The organism is Mitsuaria sp. BK041, from assembly GCF_014193085.1.
Lineage (GTDB): Bacteria > Pseudomonadota > Gammaproteobacteria > Burkholderiales > Burkholderiaceae_C > Roseateles.
In genome coordinates this window covers 3,382,048-3,402,043 of record NZ_JACHYT010000001.1, presented here as the reverse complement: position 1 = coordinate 3,402,043, position 19,996 = coordinate 3,382,048, and the positions used below count along the sequence as shown (strand labels likewise).

Below are 19,996 nucleotides of genomic sequence, written 5' to 3'. Positions count from 1 at the left end.
GATCCTCAGCCGGTGTTGCGCAGCCCCGCCGCGATGCCGTTGATCGACAGGTGGATGCCGCGCTGCACGCGTTCCAGCCGCGGGTCCTCGGCGCGCTTCTCGGCCGGGATGGCGCGGTAGCGGCGCATCAGCTCGACCTGCAGGTGGTTCAGCGGATCGATGTAGGGGAAGCGGTGCTCGATGGAGCGCGCCAGCGCCGGGTTGGCCGCGAGCCGGTCGTTCTCGCCGGTGATCAGCGCCAGCGCCGCCTCGGTGCGGGCGAACTCGGTCTCGATCGCGCCGAAGATCTTCTTGCCCAGGCGCTTGTCCTCCACCAGCTCCAGGTAGCGGCGGGCGATGTCCAGGTCGGCCTTGGCCAGCACCATGTCCAGGTTGGACAGCAGGGTGCGGAAGAAGGGCCACTGCTTGTACATGCGCTTGAGCAGCGCGAGCTTTTCGTCGCGGCCCGCCTTGTCCTTGCCCAGGAACTCCTGGATGCCCGAGCCGAAGCCGCACCAGCCCGGCAGCGTGATGCGCGACTGGCCCCAGCTGAAGCCCCAGGGAATGGCGCGCAGGTCCTCGATCGCGCGGGTCGCCTTGCGCGACGCCGGCCGCGAGCCGATGTTGAGCTCGGCGATCTCGCGGATCGGGGTCGTCGCGAAGAAGAAGTCGGCAAAGCCCGGCGTGTCGTAGACCAGGCCGCGATAGGCCGCGAAGCTGCTGTCGGACAGCGCCTGCGCCGCGTCCATGAAGGCCTTGGGCGCCGGCTTGGTCGGATGCAGCAGCGTGGCCTCCAGCGTCGCGGCGACCAGCGTCTCCAGGTTGCGCCGGCCGATCTCCGGATTGGCGTACTTGGAGTTGATGACCTCGCCCTGCTCGGTCAGGCGGATCTGGCCGTTCACCGTGCCGGGCGGCTGGGCCAGGATGGCCTGGTAGCTCGGGCCGCCGCCGCGGCCGACCGTGCCGCCGCGACCATGGAACAGGCGCAGCGTCAGCGGCCCCTGGGCGCGCAGCTCGTCGAACAGCTGCACCAGCGCGATCTCCGCGCGATACAGCTCCCAGCTGCTGGTGAAGACGCCGCCATCCTTGTTGGAGTCGGAGTAGCCCAGCATGATGTCCTGCTCGCCGCCGGAGCGGCGCACCAGCGCCGCCATGCCGGGCAGCTCGTAGAAGCCGCGCATGATGCCGGGCGCGTTGCGCAGGTCGGCGATGGTCTCGAACAGCGGCACGACGATCAGGTCGCTGACCGCCTCGCCATCGAGCGTGCCGCGCAGCAGCCCGACCTCCTTGAGCAGCAGCTGCACCTCGAGCAGGTCGCTGACGTCCTCGGTGTGCGAAATGATGTAGTGGCGCAGGGCCTCGCGGCCGAAGCGCTTGAGCGACTCGCGCGCCGTCTCGAAGATCGCCAGCTCGCCCAGGGTGCGCTCGCTGTAGTCGGCGCCCAGCACGCGCAGCGGGCGCGTCTGGTTGAGCAGGTCCACCAGCAGCGCGCGGCGCTCCATCTCGCCCAGCGCCGAATAGTCCTCGCAGACGCGCGCGGTCTTGAGCAGCTCGACGACGGTGAGCTCATGCTGGTCGCTGCTCTGGCGCAGGTCCAGGGTGGCCAGGTGGAAGCCGAAGACCTGCACCGCCCGCATCAGCGGCTTGAGCCGCGGCGCGATCAGCGCATGGGCATGGTGGCTTTCCAGCGAGGACTGGATCACGCGCAGGTCCGCCAGCAGGTCCTCGGGCGTCAGGTACGGGTCCTGCGGCGCGACCGCGTGGCGCAGCGCCTCGGTACCGGTCAAGGCCTGCAGCGTCGCGGCCAGCCGCGCATACATGCCGGTCAGCGCGCGCCGGTAGGGCTCGTCCATGCGGTGCTCGTTCTGGTCGGGGCTGCGCTCGGCCAGCGCCTGCATCGCCGGCGTCACGCCCGCCAGCCGCAGCGAGATCGACAGCTCCGCGCCCAGCTCGTGCAGCTCGGTCAGGTAGTGGCGCAGCGCCAGCTCGCTCTGGCGGCGCAGCGCCAGCCGCATCGTGTCGGCGGTGACATTGGGATTGCCGTCGCGATCGCCGCCGATCCACTGGCCCATGCGCAGGAAGGGCGCCACCTCCTCGCCGGGCAGCGCCTCCTCGAGCTCGGTGTAGAGCTTGGGGATCTCGCGCAGGAAGGTCGCGTGGTAGTAGCTCAGCGCGTTCTCGATCTCGTCGGCGACGGTCAGCTTCGAGTAGCGCAGCATGCGCGTCTGCCACAGCTGCGTGACGCGGGCGCGGATCAGATGCTCGTTGGCGGCCTTCTCGCGCTCGGTGTGCAGCCGGTCGCGGGCGCCGACCAGCTCGGCGATCGCCCGCTCCGCGTCCAGGATGCTCTTGCGCTGCACCTCGGTCGGATGGGCCGTCAGCACCGGTGACACGAAGCCGTTCTCCAGCGTGCGCGCGACCTCGGCCGGCCGCACGCCAGCGTCGAAGAGCCGCTCCAGCGCATAGGCGAGCGAGCCGGGCTGGAGCGAGCCGTCGCGGTCGTGCACCTCGCGGCGGCGCACGTGGTGGCGGTCCTCGGCGATGTTGGCCAGGTGCGAGAAGTAGCTGAAAGCGCGGATCACGCTGACCGTCTGCTCGCCCGAGAGGCTCTTGAGCAGCTTGTCCATCTGCTTGCCGGCCTGCGCATCCCGCTTCAGGCGGAAGGCCACCGACAGCTGCCGCACGCGCTCCACCAGTTCGTAGGCCTCGCGGCCCTCCTGCTCCCGGATCACCTCGCCCAGGATGCGGCCCAGCAGGCGGATGTCGTCCATCAGCGGCTGGTTCTTGTCCTTGACGATCTGGATCGAGCGCGTGGTGGCCTTGGCGTTGCCGGCCTTCTCGGCCTTCTTCGAGGCGGGCGTGGCGGCGGCCTTGGCACGCGGGGTCGAGGACGGCTTGGCGGCGGAACGGGCGGCGGGGCGGGCGGGGCGGGGAGCGGTACTGGCGGGCATGGTGGCGTCAGGAGTTCGTCAGAGACCGGAGGGGTGAGCGGAGACTGGTGATGTAACGGAGTTACCTCCGGTCCACTTTAGCAGTTTCTCCGTGCGCGGCCCGCACGGCGGCGTGGCGCGGACGCCGCGACTCGCTCCGGGATCGCGCAAGCGACGCTTCGCGGCAAGCGGTGGTCCCTGGGGGCGGGGAGGAAGGCCGTGCCTGCTCGGCTAGCATCCCGCCCCATGAACCAAGAATTCGTGATCGCCACGCGCGAGAGCCGGCTGGCGTTGTGGCAGGCCGAACATGTGCAGGCCCTGCTGCGCGCACGGGGGTTGGCGGTGCGGCTGCTGGGCATGACCACCCGAGGCGACCAGATCCTGGATCGCACGCTGTCCAAGGTCGGCGGCAAGGGCCTGTTCGTCAAGGAGCTGGAAACGGCGCTGGAGGACGGTCGCGCCCAGCTCGCGGTGCACTCGCTCAAGGACGTGCCGATGGAGCTGCCGGCGGGCTTCGTGCTCGCCGCGGTGCTGGAGCGCGAGGATCCGCGCGACGCGCTGGTGTCCTCGAAGTACGACAGCCTCGCCGCGCTGCCGCAGGGTGCCTGCGTCGGCACCTCCAGCCTGCGCCGCGTGACGCAGCTGAAGAACATGCGGCCGGACCTGCGCATCGAGCCGGTGCGCGGCAACCTCGACACGCGGCTGCGCAAGCTCGACGAGGGCCAGTACGACGCGATCGTCCTGGCCGCCGCCGGCCTCAAGCGCCTGCAACTCGAGGGCCGGATCCGCCAGTACTTCGGCGTCGACGAGATGATCCCGTGCGCCGGACAGGGCGCGCTGGGCATCGAGATCCGCGCCGGGCAGGCGCCCCTGGCCGAGCACCTGGCCGCCCTGGCGCACGCGCCCACCTGGCTGGCCGCGGCCGCCGAACGCGCGGTGTCGCGCGAGCTCGGCGGCAGTTGCTCGATGCCGCTGGCCGCGCACGCGGTCTGGGCGGCTGACGGCCGGCTGACGCTGTCCGCCGCCCTGGGGCACCCGACCCAGCCGGAGCGGGCCCTCCTGCGGGCGGAGGCGGCCGCGACCGTGTCCGACCTGGGCCAGGCCGAAGGCTTGGGCGTCGCCGCCGCGAACGCGCTGCGCGAGCGGGGCGCCGCCGAGTACCTGAAGGACGCCTGATGCCGGGCGAGGTCGCCCCGGTCCGACTGCTGCTGACCCGTCCCCGGGCCCAGGCCGACGATTGGGTCCGGCGGATGGCGGCGCTGGATGTGCCCACCGCCTCGCTGCCGCTGATCGACATCGCCCCCGCCGCCGATCCTGCCGGCCTGGCGCAAGCGTGGTCGGCGCTGCCGGCGACGGACCTGGCGATGTTCGTCAGCCCCAATGCCGTCGAGCACTTCTTCGACCGACGCCGGGCGGACGGCAGCCAGGACGCATGGCCCGACCGCACCTGGGCCGCCACGGTGGGCCCCGGCAGCGCGCGCGCGCTGGTCGAGCGCGGCGTGCCCGCGGCCCGCATCGTCCAGCCGCCGGCCGAGGCGGACAGCCTCGATTCGGAACATCTCTGGCCGGAGCTGTGCCGCGTCGCTGGCGCGGACTGGACCGGCCGCCGGGCGCTGCTGGTGCGCGGCGATGGCGGGCGGGAATGGCTCGGCGACCGCCTCCGCGAAGCGGGCGCGGCGGTGTCGGCCGTGAGCGTCTACCGCCGCGCCTGTCCCGTCCTCGATGCGCCGGGGCGCCGCCTGCTGCGCGAGGCGCTCGAGGCGCCGGACCGCCATGTCTGGCTCTTCAGCAGCTCGGAGGCCATCGGCCACCTGGCTTCCCTCGAACAGGGGACGCGCGATCCCGCCGCCCCCCCGTCCGACCCCCTGCCCATGCCCGCCGACTGGGGGCGGGTGAGGGCACTCGCGACCCATGAGCGGATCGCCGCCCGTGCGCGGGCCCTCGGGGTGGGGCATGTGGTTTTGGTGCGACCCGACGCGGCGGCCGTCGCGGCCGGGTTCCGGATGCTGTCAGGGTCCACCCTAGAATCGCCGACGTGAGCGAGACCAACACCCCAGCGGCCGACGTTTCGTCGCCCCACAAGCCCGTCCGGCAATCCGGCGCCACGCTGACCCAGGCCGTCGTGGCCGGCGTCGGCCTCGTGGCCCTGCTGGCCCTCGGCCTGGCCTGGCAGAGCCAGCAGCGGCTCAAGCAGGTCGAACAGGAACTCGTCCGGCGCCAGGACAGCAGCCAGAGCGAGGCCAACATCGCCCGCGACCAGGCGCGCCAGGCCCAGGACCTGAGCCGCGACACGGCGGCCAAGGTCGCGCTGCTCGACGCGCGGCTGGCCGAGGTGGCGGTCCAGCGCGAGCAGCTCGAGGGGCTGATGCAGTCGATGAACCGGTCGCGCGACGAGAACGTCGTCGGCGACATCGAGGCCTCGCTGCGGGTCGCGATGCAGCAGGGCACGATCACCGGCAGCGCCGAGCCGCTGGTGGCCGCGCTGCGCCAAGCCGACGAGCGGCTGGCGCGCTACAAGCAGCCGCGCCTGGAGGGCGTGCGCCGCGCCGTCACGCGGGACCTGGAACGGATCAAGGCGGTCAGCGTCGTCGACGTCTCGACGCTGACGATCAAGCTCGACGAGGTGGTGCGCCAGGTCGACGACCTGCCGCTGCTGGCCGTGGCCCAGCCCGGCCGCGAAGGCGGGCCGCCGCCGCAGGCGTCGGCCAGCGCGGCGGCGGTGAAGCCGGTCGCGGCGCGCCGGCCGGCGTCCTCGGCGTCGCTCGCCGCCGCCGACGGCGAGCCGGGCTGGTGGTCGCGCCTGTGGGACCAGGCCGGCGAGCGCTGGACCCACTTGTCGGGCGAAGTCTGGCGCGAGGCCCGCGGGCTGCTGCGCGTGACGCGCATCGATCATCCGGAGGCGGCCCTGATCGCGCCGGAGCAGGCCTTCTTCCTGCGCGAGAACTTGAAGCTCAGACTGCTCAACGCCCGCCTGGCGCTGCTGAGCCGCCAGTTCGACACCGCGCAGGTCGACCTGCGCGAGGCGCAGGCGATGCTGGACCGCTACTTCGACGCGCGGTCGCGCAAGCTGTCCCAGACGGTGGAGCTGCTGCGCCAGGTGCAGGGCCAGTCCCGCCAGGTCAGCGTGCCGCGGCCCGACGACACGCTTGCCGCGCTGAGCGCGGTGGCCCGCTGAGGAGATCGCCATGCGGATGGTGATCTGGCTGGTGCTGCTGTTCGTCGCGGCCGTGGTCGCGGCGCTGACGCTGGGCAACAACGACGGCCTGGCCAGTTTCTACTGGCGCGGCTGGCGGATGGACCTGTCGCTCAACCTGTTCCTGCTGCTGCTGGTGGCGGGCTGCTTCGCGCTGATGACGCTGATGCAGACGCTGGATGCGCTGCTGACGCTGCCCAAGCGCGCGCGGCTCTGGCGCATGGCCCAGCGGGAGCGCAGCGCGCAGGTCGCGCTGCGCGAGGCCTGGGCCGAGTATTTCGGCGCGCGCTACAGCCGCGCCCAGAAGGCGGCGCAACGCGCGCTCAACATCCAGTCGCAGACGCCGGACCTGGCGCAGGACGGCGCGTTCATGGCGCTGGCGCACCTGGTGGCCGCGCAGAGCGCGCACAAGCTGCAGGACCGGCGCAACCGCGACGAGCACCTGCGCCAGGCGCTGCAGGTGGCGGCGACCTCGGCCGGCGCGCGGGTGCAGGAAGAGGGCGCCCGGCTGCTGGCGGCCGAATGGGCGCTCGACGACCGGGACGCGCCGCGCGCGCTCGGCCTGCTGGGCGAACTGACCCCCGGCGTGGCGCGCCGCACCCAGGCGCTGCGGCTGAAGCTGCAGGGCAGCCGGCTGGCGCATCAGCCGCTGGAGGCGCTGCGCACCGCGCGCCTGCTGGCCAAGCACCAGGGCTTTTCGAAGTCGGCGGCGCAGGGGCTGTTGCGCTCGCTGGCCTGCGAGGCGCTGGAGACCGCACGCGACATCGATCAGCTGCGCGCGGTCTGGCAGCAGCTGGATGCGTCGGACCGGCGCGACGTGTTCGTCGCCGCGCGCGCGGCGAACTGCGCGGCGGCCCTGGGCGCGCCGGAGGATGGCCGCGGCTGGCTGCGTCCGTTCTGGGAAGCGATCACGGAGCAGGGCGCCGATGAGCGCCAGGCCCTGGCCGAGGCGCTGGTGCTGTGCACGCCGGGGCTGGGCCCCGAATGGCTGCAGCGCCTGGAGGGCGCGGTGCAGCGTTTCCCGCGCGACGGCACGATGGCGCTGGCCCTGGGCCACGCGCTGGCGGAGCGCCAGCTGTGGGGCAAGGCGCGCCTGATGCTGGAGCAGGCGGCGGAGGACCGGGAACTGTCCGTCGCCGCGCGTCGCCGCAGCTGGCTGCGCCTGGCGGAGATGGCCGACCAGGACGACGACGGCGAGCGCCGCGCCCGCTGCTTCGAGGCAGCGGCGCGTCTGGGTTGAAGCACCGCGACCGGTCGCCCGAAGGATTTTTCGGGGAGATTCTTGCGGACCTCCAAAAACGCATGCTATAGTCGCAGTCTTTCAGCGGCTGTAGCTCAGTTGGATAGAGTACTTGGCTACGAACCAAGGGGTCGTGGGTTCGAATCCTGCCAGCCGCGCCAGAAAAACTGTTGAATCCCAGGGCAACCGAAGATTCGGCAACAAAGAAGAAGCAACAACAAAAACCTGGAATCGCTTCCACGACGGCGGTTCCTGATCAGTAAAAGTCGTGCGGCTGTAGCTCAGTTGGATAGAGTACTTGGCTACGAACCAAGGGGTCGTGGGTTCGAATCCTGCCAGCCGCGCCAAATCGAAAGGCCAGTGTTGAAAAACACTGGCCTTTTTCTTTGCCTGATTCATTTCCGCCCTGCGCTTGTTTGCCCAAGACCGTTCCTGAATACCGGCCGGATACCCGGGCCGGTTATCCGGTGCGAATATCGTCCGCGTCGGATAAACCCGGCGGCATACTCGTCGCCCCGGCCGCGGGACCGGGCATCGCCGGCGTGCGAGAGAGTTTCGGCGCCGGCATCGGCCACGCCAGCCCATCCTGCATGAAGAAGTTGCGCCGCGCCTGATGCTGCGGGTGCAGGGGCGCCTCGGAGGCCGTCAGCACGGGCGCGACGCAGGCATCGCTGTCCTCGAACACCGCGGCCCAATGCGCCAGCGGCTGTTCGCGGATCAGCGCGGCCACCCGCTCGCGCAGCGCCGGCCACTGGCTCGGATCGTCCTGCGCCGGGAGCGGCGTCAGGCCCAGGCGCTCCATCAGTTCGTGGTGGAAGGGCGCCTCGATGGCGCCCAGCGACAACCAGCGCCCATCGGCGCATTCGAAGCTGTCGTAGAAATGCGAGCGATGCAGGAAGAAGTTGCGTTCCGGGTCCTCGTCCCATCGGCCGCCCGCGCGCAGCGCCTGGATCAGCGTCCCCATGTAGCCGACGCCGTCGATGATCGCGGCGTCCACGACCTGGCCCCGACCGGAGCGACGCGACTCCCAGAGTGCGCACATCAGCCCGAACAGCATCGTCAACGCGCCGCCGCCGACGTCGCCCAGCAAGGTGGCCGGCAGCGCAGGCGCCTGCCCCGGCCGACCCGCGAAAGGCATCAGCCCGCTGAGCGCCACGTAGTTGATGTCATGGCCAGCGGTGCGCGCCAGCGGGCCGGTCTGGCCCCAGCCGGTCAGCCGCGCGTAGACCAGCCTTGGATGCGCCGCCAGCAGCGTGTCGGGACCCAGCCCCAGCCGCTCCATCACGCCGGGCCGGAAGCCCTCGATCAGCGCATCGGCCTGCGCGATCAGCTCCCGCACCCTCGCCAGACCCAGCGCTGATTTCAGGTCCGCCTGCACCACCTGCTTGCCGCGGTTCAGCGCGGCGCCGCCGCCAAGACGCTGCTCGCCGCCGGGTCGCTCCACCACGGTAACGGTCGCACCGAAGTCCGCCAGCACCAGCCCCGCGAAGGGCGCCGGCCCGATGCCCGCGAACTCGACGATCTTCAATCCGGCCAAGGGGCCGCTGCCGGTTTCCGTCGTGTCGCTCATGCCTCGGTGCCTCCGGGGGGATGGGTCGCGACACCATACCGCGTTCGCGCGCGGGGCTCCGTCGTCCCTCGCGCGGCCACCGTGGAAGGGCGACACAATCCAACCCCATGAGCAAGGCATTCACCAAGGAAAACGACGCCGCCCCGGACGACGACGAGGACGACGGCCCCTCGCTGCCGGCGCTGCCCAAGGGCTCTCGCAACTACATGACGCCGGCGGGCTACGCGCGCTTGCGGGCGGAGTTCATGCAGCTGCTCGATGTCGAGCGGCCCAAGATCGTCGAGACCGTCTCCTGGGCTGCGAAGAACGGCGATCGTTCCGAGAACGGGGACTACCTCTACGGCAAGAAGCGCTTGCGCGAGATCGACCGCCGGCTGCGCTTCCTGACCAAGCGGCTGGACATCGCGGAAGTCGTCGATCCCAGCGCGCACCACGGCAGCGACCAGGTCTTCTTCGGCGCGACGGTGACCTATGCCAATGCCAAGGGGGAGGAGCGCACCATCACCATCATGGGCATCGACGAGGCGGATAGCCTCGCGGGCGAGGTGAGCTGGGTGTCGCCGATCGCGCGCACGCTGCTCAAGGCGCGCGAGGGCGACGAACTGCAGCTGGTTACGCCGGTCGGCGTCGAGACGATCGAGGTCGTCGAAGTCCGTTATCCAAAGCCCGGCGCCTGACTCGCGGCCGTCGGCCGAAAGCGGAGGCATGCGGGCCTTGAGGCCCGCATGCTCCGATTGCCGCGCGCTTGGTCAGGGCGCGATCACGGCTTGACGCGCCAGACCCGCATCACCGCGCTCGAGCGCTTGAGCGTGCGCAGGGTGTCGGCCAAATGCAGCCGGTCACGCACCGCGAGCAGCAGTGTCATTTCCGCCGTCTCCCGCTGCTGCGAGTCGTCGCTCATGGCGATGTGGGTGATGTCGGCCTCGGCGCTGCTGACCGCCGTCGCGATCTGCGCGAGCACGCCCTTGCCGTTGCGCATCAGCACGCCGACCTCGGCCTCGAAGCTGCGCGTCAGTTCCTCCGCCCAGCCGACCGCGATCCAGTGCTCGCTGTCGCGCTGGAACAGCCGCCGGCCCACCGAGCATTCCGCGGTGTGCACCACCAGGCCCTCGCCGCGGCCCAGGTAGCCCTTGATGTCGTCGCCGGGGATCGGCCGGCAGCAGGTGGCCAGCCGCACCGACGCGCCTTCGCTGCCGTCCAGCAGCACCTGGCCCTGGGCCGGTGCGTCGTCGGTGGCGAAGCGGCCCATCGTCAGCAGCACCGCGTCCGGACGCTGCCCCTGGTCGGACAGGGTGCGCGCCAGCTTCTTGGCCACGATGGTGGCGATCTTGCGACCCAGGCCGATCTCGACGAGCAGTTCGTCGACATGGCGGTTGCCGGCCCAGCGCGCCAGGTCCTGCCACAGCGCGGCGGCGGCCTCGTCCTCTTCCTTCAGGCTGGGCAGTGCCAGGCCCTCGGCGCGCAGCGCCTGGGCCAGCATCTTGTGGCCGAGCTCGCGCGATTCCTCCTGCTCCAGGTTCTTCAGGAAATGGCGGATCTTGGAGCGCGCACGTCCGGTGCGCACGAAGCTCAGCCAGGCCGGATTGGGACGAGCGCCCGCGGCGGTCACGATCTCGATCACGTCGCCGCTGCGCAGCTCGGTGCGCAGCGGCACCGGCTCGCCGTTGACCTTGGCGGCGACGCAGTGGTCGCCGACGTCCGAGTGGATCGCGTAGGCGAAGTCCACCGGCGTCGCGCCCTTGGGCAGCGCCATGATCTTGCTCTTGGGCGTGAACACGTAGACCGCGTCGGGGAACAGGTCGATCTTGACGTGCTCCAGGAATTCGGTCGCGTCGCGGGTCTCGTCCTGGATGTCCAGCAGCGACTGCAGCCAGCGCGAGCCCAGCTGCTGCGCGCCCTTGGCGTCGCCCTTGCTCTTGTAGAGCCAGTGCGCGGCCACGCCTTTCTCGGCGACCATGTGCATCGCCTCGGTCCGCATCTGGAATTCCACCGGCGTGCCCAGCGGGCTGACCAGCGTCGTGTGCAGCGACTGGTAGCCGTTGGGCTTGGGGATGGCGATGTAGTCCTTGAATCTGCCTGGCTGCGGCTTGTAGAGCTGGTGCAGCACGCCCAGCGACCAGTAGCACTGGGGCAGGTCCTGCACGATCACGCGGAAGCCGAAGATGTCGCTGACCTGCGCGAAGCTCAGGTGTTTCTCGCGCATCTTCTTGTAGATGCTGAACAGCGTCTTCTCGCGGCCCTGGATCTCGACGCGCAGGTTGGCCTCGGAGAAGGCCTTCTGGACGTCGCGTTCAATGCGCGCGACCAGGTCGCGGCGGTGGCCGCGCGCCTTCGTCACGGCCTTGGCCAGCGCCCCGTGGCGCCACGGATGGATGTACTGGAAGGAGAGTTCCTGCAGCTCGCGGTAGATCTCGTTGAGGCCCAGCCGGTGGGCGATCGGCGCGTAGATGTCCAGGGTCTCGCGGGCGATGCGGCGGCGCTTGTCGAAGGCCATGTGCTGCATCGTGCGCATGTTGTGCAGCCGGTCGGCCAGCTTGATCAGGATCACGCGCACGTCGCGCGCCATCGCCAGCAGCATCTTGCGGAAGCTCTCGGCCTGCGATTCCTCGCGCGTCGAGAACTGCAGCTTGTCCAGCTTGGTCAGGCCGTCGACCAGTTCCGCCGTCGGCGCCTCGAAGCGCTCGATCAGCTCCGTCTTGGTGACGCCGCAGTCCTCCATCGCGTCATGCATCAGCGCGGCCATGATGGCCTGCGCGTCCAGGCGCCAGTCGGCGCACAGCCCGGCCACCGCGATCGGATGGGTGATGTAGGGCTCGCCGCTGGCGCGGAACTGGCCCAGGTGGGCCTCGTCGGCGAACTTGTAGGCCTCCCGGATGCGCTTGACGTCCGCCTTGGGCAGGTAATGCAGGCGGTCCACGAGCGCGTCGAAGGACGACGCCTCGGCGGCCGTGTCCGGCGCGGTTCGTGAACCGGCCAGGCCCGTCAGGCCGGGGATGTGAGCGGTGGCGAAGGAGCGGAGACCCATGCGTGGAAATTTAACCGATGGCAGCAGGGGTTTCCGACGAGTGGACTTGAGCCTCCACGCGCCCGCGCGTCGCCAGACTGAGGGTTTTCACCTATCAAGAAAGTGCGATTCCCTGGAATCGAGGCCTAAAGTCCGGAGATCGCCCGCCGATAAACCGAACATGCCCTGAAGGGGCTTCGACCCGGAATGCGCTCCGGGTCCGGCGTCCGCTGGCCGAAATGTGCGGAAACCTCCTGGGAGGCTCGCCATGATTGCTGCCCTGAACAACATAACGACATCGAATGGTCCCGGTGCGACCACCGGGCAGTCGGCACGCGTGCGCGAAGCCGATGATCCCTCGACCACCTCGCAGGCCGAGGCGTCCGCCGTGGTGAGCCTGTCGCCGCAGGCGGCGAGCCTGGCGGCGTCGGGCGCCGCCGCGCCGGCCCAGGCGGCGACCGGTCCGGCCACGGCCGTGCAGACCGCGACCTCGCAGCCCGTGACCGCCGCGCCGCCCACCCAGCCCGCCGCGACGCAGACCGTGTCCCTGGCGGCCGAGGAGCCGGAGAAATTCCCCGAGCCGATCAGCCTGGTGCCCAACCTGGTCTACGCCGAGGCCGATTCGGACCAGAACGGCGTCATCTCGCCGGCCGAGCGCCGGGCCTACGACGTCGTCCATCCGACCCTGGGCCAGCGCGCGGCGGACGTGCCGCCCAAGCGCGTCGTCGACGCCGAGCTGCGCGAGTACACCGCCATCGCCAACAAGCAGTTCTGATCCACGGGGAGCTTCGCTCCAAAGGGGGGCTCGTCGAGACCTCCCCCTTCCGAGGGCCCTCCTCAGTCGGGTAGGCAGTGCGCGTTCCAGCGCGCAAAGTTGACTCCATCGCGGCCTCACCGGCCGCTGCGCGTTCAAGGAGTCAGCCATGCACTTCGCCGAAGTCGAGACCGGGGACTACCGCATCTATGCCGGGGCGATCGAGCGCCCGCGCCAGTTCGGCTATGTGGCCGCGGTCGTGGTGATGCGGGTCGAGGGCACGCCGGCGCTGAACAAGCGCGAGGCCTTCCGCGACGAGAACCTGGCCGGCGGCTACGGCTGGGCGACGCCGGCCGAGGCGCTGCGCTTCGCGATCAGCGCAGGCAAGGAAGCGGTGATGTGCCGCATCGGGATGTACGCATGAAGGCCGACGCGCTGTTCGAGGACTTCCTCGCCACGCTCCCCCGCGTGGCCGCGCCAGCGGCCCAGCGTGAGCGGGCGATTGCCGGCCCGGCGCCCGTGGCTCAAGCGGCTCAACCCGTGCTTCGTCGCGCGAGACCCGCCGCGCCCTTGGTTCACCGCCGCGCCCCCGCTATCGTGCGGGCATGTCGACCCCGGTCCTTCCCGCCCACCCGCCCGAACCGGCGCATCCGGCCTGGCACGGCTTCGTCTCCTACCTGACGCCGCAGCGGGTCCTGCTCGCGCTCGCGCTGGCCACCGTCTTCGCGCTGGCGCTGCAACCGATCTTCATCACGCCCTTCCCGGTGCTGCTGGGACGGACGATGTTCGTCGGCATGCTGGCGCTGCTGGCCTTTTCCGCGGCCGGACAGTGGCCGCGCCGGCTGCCGCGCTGGTGGGCGCGCTGGCTGTTCCAGGTGGTCGTGGTCGCGGCGGCCGTGCCGCTGGCCACCCTGGCGGTCTACATGGTCGCCGTCGGCGGCGACTTCTCCAGCTTCGTCGAGTCCGAATCCCGGATGCTCGGCTTCCTCTGGATCGCCGGCTCCGGCCTGGTTGTCGGCCCGCTGCTGGCCATGGGCGCGCTGTACCGCCAGCGCGATGCCGAAGCCCGCAGCCAGGCGCTCAGCTTCGAGCTGGAGCGCAGCGAGCTGGAACGCCAGGCGCTGGACGCCCGGCTGCGCCTGCTGCAGGCCCAGGTCGAGCCGCATTTCCTGTTCAACACCCTGGCCAATGTCCGGGCGCTGGTGGAAACCGGCTCGCCGCAGGCGGCGCCGGTGTTGCGCAGCCTGATCGCCTACCTGCGCGCCGCGATGCCGCGCCTGCAGGGCGACGCCACCACGCTGTCGGACGAACTGGGCCTGGTGCGCGCCTACCTCGAGTTGATGCACCTGCGCATGCCGGACCGACTGGACTTTTTCGTGGACCTGCCGCCCGAGCTCGGCAGCCTGCGCTTCCCGCCGATGGCGCTGCTGACGCTGGTCGAGAACGCGGTGCGCCACGGCATCGACCCGAGCGAGGAGGGCGGTCGCATCGAGGTCGGCGGCGAGCGCGTCGACGACCAGGTGCGGCTGTGGGTCAGCGACACCGGCGTCGGCATGACGCAGGCGATGGGCAGCGGCACCGGGCTGCGCAACCTGCGTGAGCGCCTGACGCTGTTCTACGGCCTGGGCGCGGCCCTGGCGCTCACCGAGAATCGCCCGCACGGCCTGCGCGCCGAACTGACTTTCACCCCCGCGACGAGATGAGTGCCGCTGCTCCCCCCGTGTCGACCGCGTCGACCGCGCCAACCGCCCTGATCGCCGACGACGAACCGCTGCTGCGCGACAGCCTGCAACGCAGCCTCGCGCTGCTGTGGCCGGAACTGCGCGTCGTCGCGCAGGCGCGCAACGGCCGCGAGGCGGTGGAGATGTTCGAGCTTCACCGGCCCGACATCGCCTTCCTCGACGTCCACATGCCGGGCGTCAACGGCATGGAGGCAGCGCGGCAGATCGCGCGTCAGGCGCAGGTGGTGTTCGTCACCGCCTTCGAGGAATACGCGCTGCAGGCCTTCGAACGCGGCGCGATCGACTACCTCGTCAAGCCGGTCGACGAGGCGCGGCTGGCCGACACGATCGGGCGCTTGAAGGAGCGGCTCGGCGGTCGTCCGGGGCTGGGGGCCGCGCACCCGGCGGCGCTCGAGGCGGTGATCGATGAACTCTCGCGCCGGATGGCGCGTGCGCCGGCGCTCTCCGTGCCCGCCGGCGGCGCGCTGGCGGCCGACACCGGCCCGCTGCAGTGGATACGCGCCTCGGTCGGCTCGACGCTGAAGCTGATTCCGGTCGACGAGATCCTGTTCCTGCGCTCGGACGAGAAGTACACGCTGGTGGTCACCGCCGAAGGCGAGGCGCTGATCCGCACGCCGATCCGCGAACTGATCGAGCGGCTGGATCCGCAGCGCTTCGTGCAGGTCCACCGGTCGGTGGTCGTGAACCTGCATGCGATCAGCCACGTCACCCGCGGCCCCAACGAAACCGCGGACCTCCACCTGAAGGCCCGCCCCGAAGTGCTGCCGGTCAGCCGCAGTTACCTGCATCTGTTCCGGCAGATGTAGCGCGCCGGGGTCCGGCGCGAGGTCGACGCGAGGCCGGCGCCTGCACGGCGCCGGATCGATGTTCAGCGCGAGGGCTGCGCCGGTTCAAGCGGCTGGGGCGCCGCCGGCAGCGGCAGGTTCTGCGCCTTGCCCTGCACGACAACCGGCTCCAGCTGCCACATCTGGACGCCGACGTTGATCATCTGCACCACCGCCATCACGGCCACCGCGATGACTGCCGCCATCAGCGCGGTGTGCATCGCGCCGTCGGAAAAGCGATGCATCGACCGCTCGTCGTTGGTCGGCGAACCGGCGCGCGCGTGGAGGCGCCAACCGTGCCACGCCTGGGAGAGTCTGGTATCCATGGCCTGCTCCTCGAAGTCCTCTGGTCCTGGTCTCTGCGAGGGCCGTCGGATCGCCCGCCCGGTTCACCGGACATGCCCCGGCGATGAAGACATCGAGCGGCACGCGAGCCGACAGCCTGCAACAAGTCTAGGTGGCGGCCCCAAGGGCTTCCAGCGAGGCCGCGGGTAAAAAAGCGCGGCTCAGCCACGCTTTTGCCCCCTCCGTCGCAAACCCGGTCGCAGGAGGTGGACGGGATCCCTGCGACCGGCGCCGCGGTCAGCGGCGCAGCGACGCTGCGGCTCAGCGGTTCAGCGGCTCGGTGCGGGTGTTCAGCCAGGCCAGGGCTTCGCCATCGACCAGCGGCGCCAGGCGGCGGCGGACCTCGGCGTGATAGGCGTTCAGCCAGGCCAGTTCGTCGTCCGACAGCAGCGCCACCGCGATGCAGCGGGTGTCGATCGGGCACAGCGTCAGCGTCTCGAAGGCCAGCATCTCGCCGAACTGCCCCTTCTCGGGGGTGTCGAAGGACACGTTCAGCACCAGGTTCTCGATCCGCACCCCCCATTGGCCGGGGCGGTAGAGGCCGGGTTCGATCGAGGTGATCATGCCGGGCTCCATCGCCATGTTGGCGTCGGGCACGGCCTTGGAGATGCTTTGCGGGCCTTCATGCACGTTCATGAAGTAACCGACGCCATGCCCGGTGCCGTGGCCGTAGTCCAGGCCATGGGCCCACAGCGGGGCGCGGGCGATGGCGTCCAGCATCGGGCTGAGCGTGCCGCGCGGGAAGGCGGCGCGCGACAGCGCGATCGTGCCCTTGAGCACCAGCGTGTAGTCGCGGCGGTGGTCGTCGGTGATGCGGCCGATCGGCCACACCCGGGTGATGTCGGTCGTGCCGCCCAGGTACTGCGCGCCGGAGTCGATCAGCAGCAGGCCGTCGCCTTCGATCCGGGCGAAGGCGTCCTCGGTCGCGCGGTAATGCGGCATCGCGCCGTTGGCGTTGAAGCCGGCGATGGTCGGGAAGGACAGGCCGACGAAACCGGGTCGTCTGGCGCGCTCGGCGCTCAGGCGCTCGTCGATGGTGAGCTCGGAGATCGCTTCGCCGCGGGCCATCGCCGCCTCGAACCAGGCGTAGAAGGTGCACATCGCCGCGCCGTCCTGCTCCATCGCCTGGCGGACGAATTGCGCCTCGGCGGCGTTCTTGCGGCTCTTGAGCAGCGTGCTGGGGTTGATGGCCTCGACGATGGTGGCGGTCGCGGGCAGCGACTCGCGCAGGCCCAGGGTCACGCGCCGCGGATCGATCAGCACCCGGGCATCGGCGGGCAGCGCGCCGAGCGTGGTACGCGCATCGGCATAGGGGGCGATGCGCACGCCGTCGGTGGCCAGGCGTTGCGCGAGCGCGGCGTCGATCTTGCCGGGCTGCACGAACAGGGTCGCGCCGTTGGCGTCGAGCAGCGCGTGCGCCAGGAACACCGGGTTGTAGCTGACGTCCGAGCCGCGCAGGTTGAACAGCCAGGCGACGTCGTCGACGCTGGAGATCAGGTGGTGGGTGACACCGTGCCGCGTCATCGCCTCGCGGACCTGCCGGAGCTTGTCGGCGCGGCTGACGGTGGCCTGCGGTGCGGCGTGCTCGTAGATCGGGGCGTCGGGCAGGCCGGGGCGCTCGTCCCAGGCGTGGTCGATCAGGTCGAGCGTGGTGTCGATGCGCACGCCCTTGGCGCCCATCGCCGAGCGCAGCTGCTGCGCGAGCGCCAGCCCCAGCACCTGGCCGTCGACGACCAGCGTCTGGCCCGGCTGCAGGCGTTCCGCCAGCCAGCTGATGTGCTGCACCGATGCGCCGGAGGGAATCTTGAAGAGCGCGATGCCGCTGCCGGCGAGTTCGCGCTCGGCCTGCGTCCAGTACCGGCTGTCGGCGAAGAGCTGCGCGTCGTCGAGCGTGACGACCAGCGTGCCCATCGAGCCGGTGAAGCCGGAGAGCACCTCGCGCGCCTGCCAGCGGCGCGGCAGGTATTCGGAGAGATGGGGGTCGGCCGAGGGGACCAGGATGGCGTGGGCGCCGGCGTTGCGCAGCGCGTCGCGCAGCTTGGCGATGCGCAGCTTGATCTCGGAAAGGCGGGTGTCCATGGCGGGCCTCGACGGGTTGACGGGCATGAAGCGCGGCGGCCGGGTCAGCCGCGCGCCGAAGCCGTCGATTGTAGAAGCGGGGCCCCCATGACTTCCTTCCGCCGGCGCGGCGGCGGTGCGCTCAGAGTTCCGTGCGCAGCGCCCAGAGCTCGGGGAACAACACCACGTCCAGCATCTTGCGCAGGTAGCTGACGCCGCCGGTGCCGCCGGTGCCGCGCTTGAAGCCGATGACGCGCTCCACCGTCGTGACGTGGCGGAAGCGCCAGAGCCGGAAGGCGTCCTCGAGGTCGACCAGTTCCTCGCCCATCTGGTACAGGTCCCAGTGCGCCTTGGGGTCGCGGTAGACCTCCAGCCAGGCGGCCTTCACGCCGTCGTCGGCGGCATAGGGCTGGGTCCAGTCGCGGTCCAGGCGCGCAGCCGGCACCGCGATGCCGCGGCGCTGCATCAGGCGCAGCACCTCGTCGTACAGCGACGGCGCCTCATAGGCGGCCTGCACCTGGGCCAGCAGGTCGGCGCGATGCGCATGCGGCTTGAGCATCGCGGCGTTCTTGTTGCCGAGCATGAACTCGATGCGCCGGTACTGCGCGCTCTGAAAGCCGCTGCTGCTCGAGAGGTAGGGTCGGATGGCCGAATACTCCGGCGGCGTCATCGTGCCGAGCACGTCCCATGCGTGCACCAGCTGCTCCATGATGCGCGACACCCGCGCGAGCATCTTGAAGGCCTCGGGCAGCTGGTCGGCCGCGACGTGGGCGACGGCGCCCTGCAGCTCGTGCAGCATCAGCTTCATCCACAGCTCCGAGGTCTGGTGCTGGACGATGAAGAGCATCTCGTTGTGGTCGGGCGAGAGCGGATGCTGCGCGCTCAGCACCTTGTCCAGGTGCAGGTAGTCGCCGTAGCTCATGTCCTTGGAGAAGTCGAGCTGCGCGCCTTCCTCGCGCACGATCGCCTCGCCGCCCGGCGCCGGGGTGTCGCCCGCGCCGGTTCCCGTGACGGCGCCGGTGCCGTGTCCCATCGGGCAGCTCATGTCACTGCCGCCTTGGTGTTGAAGCGCGCCTCGCGCCATTCGCCGCTGGCCAGCACCTGGTGCAGATGCTCGACCGCGTCCCACACGTCGGCGAAGCCGATGTACAGCGGCGTGAAGCCGAAGCGCAGGATGTGCGGCACCTGGTCCAGCCGTGCGGGATCGCCGGCGCGGAAGTCGCCGATCACGCCGCGCTCGATCAGTGCCTGCACGACGGCGTAGCCCGCCTCATGCAGTGGCGCCTTCAGCGCCAGGCAGACCTGGCTGCCGCGTAGCGCGGCCTCGCGCGGCGAGACGACGTGGACGCCCTGCGCGCCGCAGCGTTCCTCGGCCAGGCGGGCGAAGAGCTCGGTCAGCGCGATCGACTTCTCGCGCAGCGCGCCCATGCCGCCGAAGGGCTCGGCCGCCAGCAGCGTGTCGACGCCGCACTCGAGCGCGGCCGTCGACAGGATCGCCGGCGTGCCGCAGATGTAGCGCTTGATGCCGGCGGCGGGCGCGTAGTTCGAGGTGAACTGGAATGGCGCCGCATGGCCCAGCCAGCCCGACAGCGGTTGCCAGAAGCGGTCCGCATGGCGCGGATGCGCCCAGACGAAGGCCGGCGCGCCAGGGCCGCCGTTGAGGTACTTGTAGCCGCAGCCGATGGCGAAGTCGGCGTCGGCGCCATTCAGGTCGACCGGGATCGCGCCGGCGGAGTGCGCCAGGTCCCAGACGGTCAGCGCGCCGGCGGCGTGCGCCGCGGCGGTGACGGCCTTCATGTCGTGCTTGCGGCCGGTGCGGTAGTTGACCTCGGTCAGCATCAGCACCGCGAGCCGGTCGTTCAGCAGGGCGGGGATCTCGTCGACCTGATCGACCAGGTGCAGCGTCATGCCGTGCTGCTGCGCGAGGCTCTCGGCGATGTAGAGATCGGTCGGGAAGTTGCTGCGCTCCGACACGATCATCGTGCGGCGACCCGCGGCGTCATCGGCCTGGACGATGCGCAGCGCCGCGCTCAGCACCTTGTAGAGGTTGAGCGAGGTCGAGTCCGCGACGATGGTCTCGCCCGGCGCGGCGCCGATCAGCCGGCCGATCTTGTCGCCGATGCGGCCGGGCAGGTCCATCCAGCCCGCGGTGTTCCAGCTCTTGATCAGGTCGCGGCCCCACTCGTCCGCGATGACCTGCTGCACGCGGGCCGCGGTCGCCTTGGGCATCGCGCCGAGCGAATTGCCGTCGAGGTAGAGCGTGCCCGCGGGCAGCGAGAACTGGTCCTTCAGCGTCGCCAGCGGATCGGCGGCGTCCAGGGCCAGGCAATCTTGTCTTGTCGTCATGGGGGTTCCAG

The 19,996-nt window shown here is 70.8% G+C and carries 16 protein-coding genes and 2 tRNA genes; 11 read left to right on the top strand and 7 right to left on the bottom strand.

The features are described from left to right. Positions 1 to 5 precede the first annotated feature (5 nt). Complete coding sequence (gene ppc / locus FHT38_RS14330; protein WP_183492173.1) at positions 6 to 2,930, bottom strand: phosphoenolpyruvate carboxylase; 2,925 nt, start codon at positions 2,928 to 2,930, stop codon at positions 6 to 8. A gap of 225 nt (positions 2,931 to 3,155) precedes the next feature. Between ppc and hemC the strand changes: the two genes are divergently transcribed. The 6 genes from hemC to FHT38_RS14300 all read left to right on the top strand — a co-directional run bounded on the left by hemC (position 3,156) and on the right by FHT38_RS14300 (position 7,689). Continuing rightward, positions 3,156 to 4,085, top strand: coding sequence for a hydroxymethylbilane synthase (gene hemC / locus FHT38_RS14325; protein ID WP_183492172.1), 930 nt, complete (start codon positions 3,156 to 3,158; stop codon positions 4,083 to 4,085). Next, positions 4,085 to 4,948: a uroporphyrinogen-III synthase gene (locus FHT38_RS14320; protein ID WP_183492171.1), complete on the top strand. Its 864-nt coding sequence runs from the start codon at positions 4,085 to 4,087 to the stop codon at positions 4,946 to 4,948. Before hemC ends, FHT38_RS14320 begins: the two co-directional genes overlap by 1 nt. Then, on the top strand, positions 4,945 to 6,084 hold the full coding sequence (locus FHT38_RS14315) for a uroporphyrinogen-III C-methyltransferase (protein WP_310737379.1): 1,140 nt from the start codon (positions 4,945 to 4,947) through the stop codon (positions 6,082 to 6,084). Before FHT38_RS14320 ends, FHT38_RS14315 begins: the two co-directional genes overlap by 4 nt. 10 nt (positions 6,085 to 6,094) lie before the next feature. Beyond that, complete coding sequence (locus tag FHT38_RS14310) at positions 6,095 to 7,342, top strand: heme biosynthesis HemY N-terminal domain-containing protein (protein WP_183492170.1); 1,248 nt, start codon at positions 6,095 to 6,097, stop codon at positions 7,340 to 7,342. Between the two features lie 84 nt (positions 7,343 to 7,426). Further along, positions 7,427 to 7,503, top strand: a tRNA-Arg gene (locus FHT38_RS14305). Between the two features lie 109 nt (positions 7,504 to 7,612). Beyond that, a tRNA-Arg gene (locus FHT38_RS14300) sits at positions 7,613 to 7,689 on the top strand. 113 nt (positions 7,690 to 7,802) lie between these two features. On the opposite strand, the gene FHT38_RS14295 is transcribed toward FHT38_RS14300, so the two are convergent. After that, complete coding sequence (locus FHT38_RS14295) at positions 7,803 to 8,912, bottom strand: CaiB/BaiF CoA-transferase family protein (RefSeq protein ID WP_183492169.1); 1,110 nt, start codon at positions 8,910 to 8,912, stop codon at positions 7,803 to 7,805. A 107-nt stretch (positions 8,913 to 9,019) separates the two neighbouring features. Between FHT38_RS14295 and greB the strand changes: the two genes are divergently transcribed. Then, positions 9,020 to 9,589: a transcription elongation factor GreB gene (gene greB / locus FHT38_RS14290; RefSeq protein ID WP_091732486.1), complete on the top strand. Its 570-nt coding sequence runs from the start codon at positions 9,020 to 9,022 to the stop codon at positions 9,587 to 9,589. Positions 9,590 to 9,672: 83 nt separating this feature from the next. Here the strand turns inward: greB and FHT38_RS14285 are convergent, their stop codons facing one another. Then, a complete protein-coding gene (locus FHT38_RS14285; RefSeq protein WP_183492168.1) occupies positions 9,673 to 11,937 on the bottom strand; it encodes a bifunctional (p)ppGpp synthetase/guanosine-3',5'-bis(diphosphate) 3'-pyrophosphohydrolase in 2,265 nt (754 codons plus the stop codon). Positions 11,938 to 12,184: 247 nt separating this feature from the next. Here FHT38_RS14285 and FHT38_RS14280 point away from each other — a divergent pair, with 247 nt between their 5' ends. The 4 genes from FHT38_RS14280 to FHT38_RS14265 all read left to right on the top strand — a co-directional run bounded on the left by FHT38_RS14280 (position 12,185) and on the right by FHT38_RS14265 (position 15,218). Continuing rightward, positions 12,185 to 12,691 carry a hypothetical protein gene (locus FHT38_RS14280; RefSeq protein ID WP_183492167.1) on the top strand — a complete coding sequence of 169 codons (507 nt, stop codon included), beginning with the start codon at positions 12,185 to 12,187 and terminating at the stop codon, positions 12,689 to 12,691. A gap of 148 nt (positions 12,692 to 12,839) precedes the next feature. Continuing rightward, positions 12,840 to 13,094 (top strand): hypothetical protein, encoded by a 255-nt coding sequence (locus FHT38_RS14275; protein ID WP_091732496.1) that lies wholly within the window; start codon positions 12,840 to 12,842, stop codon positions 13,092 to 13,094. Positions 13,095 to 13,275: 181 nt separating this feature from the next. Then, entirely contained in the window at positions 13,276 to 14,373 is a 1,098-nt protein-coding gene (locus tag FHT38_RS14270) for a sensor histidine kinase (RefSeq protein WP_183492166.1), read from the top strand. Beyond that, positions 14,370 to 15,218: a LytTR family DNA-binding domain-containing protein gene (locus FHT38_RS14265; protein ID WP_091732503.1), complete on the top strand. Its 849-nt coding sequence runs from the start codon at positions 14,370 to 14,372 to the stop codon at positions 15,216 to 15,218. The genes FHT38_RS14270 and FHT38_RS14265 overlap by 4 nt, the downstream gene beginning before the upstream one ends. Before the next feature lie 62 nt (positions 15,219 to 15,280). Here FHT38_RS14265 and FHT38_RS14260 read toward each other — a convergent pair whose 3' ends face one another. The 4 genes from FHT38_RS14260 to kynU all read right to left on the bottom strand — a co-directional run bounded on the left by FHT38_RS14260 (position 15,281) and on the right by kynU (position 19,985). After that, positions 15,281 to 15,481, bottom strand: a complete 201-nt coding sequence (locus tag FHT38_RS14260) for a hypothetical protein (protein ID WP_091732506.1) — start codon at positions 15,479 to 15,481, stop codon at positions 15,281 to 15,283. A 361-nt stretch (positions 15,482 to 15,842) separates the two neighbouring features. Continuing rightward, entirely contained in the window at positions 15,843 to 17,660 is a 1,818-nt protein-coding gene (locus FHT38_RS14255) for an aminopeptidase P family protein (protein WP_183492165.1), read from the bottom strand. Positions 17,661 to 17,781: 121 nt separating this feature from the next. After that, entirely contained in the window at positions 17,782 to 18,684 is a 903-nt protein-coding gene (kynA, locus tag FHT38_RS14250; protein WP_183492164.1) for a tryptophan 2,3-dioxygenase, read from the bottom strand. Beyond that, the gene (kynU, locus tag FHT38_RS14245; RefSeq protein WP_183492163.1) at positions 18,681 to 19,985 is read right to left on the bottom strand and encodes a kynureninase; all 1,305 of its coding nucleotides are present in this window, start codon (positions 19,983 to 19,985) and stop codon (positions 18,681 to 18,683) included. The genes kynA and kynU overlap by 4 nt, the downstream gene beginning before the upstream one ends. Positions 19,986 to 19,996 lie beyond the last annotated feature (11 nt).